Raw genomic sequence first — 2,218 nt, 5'->3', positions numbered from 1 at the left:
GCGCCCGGCGCGGGCCGACGCGGAGTCCGGCCGCGTTCCCCCACCGCTCCGGGACCACGCCGACGTCCCCGAGCCGGAGGCCACGGTCCCGGATCCGGAACTGGTCGCCACCGTGGCCGGGCTGCCCCCGGACTCTCCCTCGCTGACCGTCCGTATCGCCGAACTCGTCGCGCCGCTCACCGCACCGGCCGTACGGGAAACCGTCCTCGCCCTGCCGGTGGACGACGGCGAACTCCCCTCGCTGCGACACCGGCTGGCCCAGTTCCTCTATCGACGCGGCGAGTCCGCCACCGACGTCGCCGATCTTCTGCTGCGCATTCCGCAGAGCGGCGAACCCTGGCTGGCGCACACCCTGGAGGAGGCGGCCACGCAGGCGCTGCGGGCCGGCGAACCCGACCCCGAGCACGCGGCCCGTCTGCTGCGTCACGCCCTGACCGGGCCGGTGGAGCCCGCCCGGCACTGCGCGCTCACCCTGCGTCTGAGCGCCCTCGACATGCTGCGTTCCTCGGAGGCGGGAACCCGCAGGCTCCGCGAGAGTCTGCGCCAGGCGGACTGCCATGACCCCGTCGCCATCTCGCAGGCACTGGGCGGGGCTCTGGTGGCACAAGGGCATGTGCAGACAGCCATCCGGATCCTGGAGGAGACCGGGCGCGCCCTCGACGACGAACAGCTTCTCGCCATGGTCAGGGTGGGCGTGGCCGGTCTGACCACCCAGGACCCGCTGCGCTGGGAGCACGCCTACAAGGACCTGAGCGAACTGGCCCGGGTCGCCCCGCCGTCCGTGGAACCCATGGCGTGCACCCTGCTGACGCTCTACGAGGGTGGCTCCGGCATGATCGACATGCGCACCGCCGCCGACCGCGTCACCGCACGCCTGAACGCCCCTGTCCATCCGCTGCTGCGTACCGGGTTCGCCTCCACCGGGGCGGCCGTCCTCGAATGGGCGGACCTCCTGGACGAGGCGCGCGCGCTCGTGGCGCGCGACCTGCCAGCACCGCCCGAGCTGCCCGACGTCACCGATCAGGGGCACCTCAACCTGCTGGTCGTCCTTGCCACGGTGGAGCGCAAGTCGGGCCGCTTCCCCCAGCTCATCGCCGCCACGACCCCGTTGCTGCGGTCCGTCCGCGACGCGTCGATACGCCTGCCCTACCTCCGCGCCCTGACCGCGCACGCCTGGCACGAGCTGGGCTATCCGGAACGGGCTCTGCGCCACCTGCGGGCACTCGGCGAGGTCCCTCCGCACTCCTCCTGGAACTGGGACGAGGTGGTGTGCACCCGGGCCAGGATCCTGCTGGACTCGGGCGACGCCGAGCAGGCCCTCACCAGCTACCTGGAGTGCGGCGCGCGCACCAGCACGCGGTTGTTCGTCAACCCCGTGGGCCAGCCCTGGCGCGTCGGGGCCGCTCACGCCCTCGTCCGGCTCGGCCGGATGACACAGGCCCGGGACCTGGCCGACGAAGCGCTGCGTTACGCCCACGCCTGGGGAGCCGCCCGGCATATCGGGACGGCCCTGCACGCGCGGGCGCTGACACTCGGCAGCCGCGACAGGACCGAGACCCTCACGGAGGCCGTCAGTGTCCTCAGCACGGCCCCGGCCCCGGTGGAGCTGGTGGAGGCCCTGACCGACCTCGGGCGGGCGCAGCTCGCCCTGGGGCAGAGCCGCAAGGGCCGCACCACGCTCGGAGAGGCGCTGGAACTCGCGCGAAGTCTCCCCCGGCTACCCGAGGGCGACCACGACGACCACGGCGTTCCCCGAGGCACTGGGGAACTCGGGGAACCAGCGGGACTCAAGGAATCCGCCGGGCTCAGGGAACCCGCGGGACTCAGGGACGGTGCGGCCGTGCCCCGAGGAGTACCGACACCGCGCCTGATCGCGACCGTCGAGTCGGCGCTGTACGCGGCCGTCGGCCACCTTCCGCAGCGCGCGGCGCGCCATCTCTCCTGCCTCAGCCCGGCGGAGCGACGGGTCGTGGAACTGGCCGTCCAGGGTCTGACGAACGACCAGATATGCGCCAGCCTCCATCTCGCCCGCCGTACCGTGGAGACCCATCTGACCAGGGCCTACCGCAAGCTCGGCGTCACCCGCAGAACGCAGCTCGCGGGCAGGCTGGCCGAGGGCGCCGCCCAGCGGTGACACCCTCCGCCCACCGGTTTCCGGCACACCGAGCCCCGTCCAACGGGGCCGGTGGGCGGCCGGGTGGGGCGGTCGGCGCGGAGG

1 protein-coding gene is annotated in these 2,218 nt (G+C 73.5%); it reads left to right on the top strand.

Going from position 1 to position 2,218, the window contains the following annotated elements; all coding sequences use genetic code 11:
- Positions 1-2,134 (top strand): LuxR C-terminal-related transcriptional regulator (locus ACFVIM_RS34760; RefSeq protein WP_384310282.1); only part of this gene is annotated, 2,134 nt, incomplete at its 5' end.
- Between the last annotated feature and the right edge of the window lie 84 nt (positions 2,135-2,218).

It is taken from the genome of Streptomyces sp. NPDC057638, assembly GCF_042800315.1.
Classification (GTDB): domain Bacteria; phylum Actinomycetota; class Actinomycetes; order Streptomycetales; family Streptomycetaceae; genus Streptomyces.
Note: the sequence above shows the minus strand (reverse complement) of the source record. Positions and strands in the feature narration are given on the sequence as shown.